At 56.6% G+C, this 235-nt stretch carries 1 protein-coding gene; it reads left to right on the plus strand.

The window, feature by feature from the left end; all coding sequences use genetic code 11:
• Positions 1 to 235: DUF5131 family protein (locus tag O4G76_RS21650; protein ID WP_269399133.1), on the plus strand; the 235-nt coding region annotated here is incomplete at its 3' end.

Below are 235 nucleotides of genomic sequence, written 5' to 3' on the forward strand. Positions count from 1 at the left end.
GTGGATACACAGTGGCGCGCTGATCTGTGGTCACTAATCCGGTCCTGTGATCGCTTGGATTGGCTGCTACTGACGAAGCGCCCACAGAACATCATCAAGATGCTACCGTTCGACTGGGGCGATGGCTGGCCAAACGTCTGGCTTGGCACAAGCGCTGGCACACAGAAGACCGCTGAAACCAATATTCCACACCTTTTGTGCTCCCCCGCCGCTGTGCGCTTTGTCAGTGCTGAAC

This window comes from Limimaricola sp. G21655-S1 (genome assembly GCF_027213785.1).
Classification (GTDB): domain Bacteria; phylum Pseudomonadota; class Alphaproteobacteria; order Rhodobacterales; family Rhodobacteraceae; genus Limimaricola.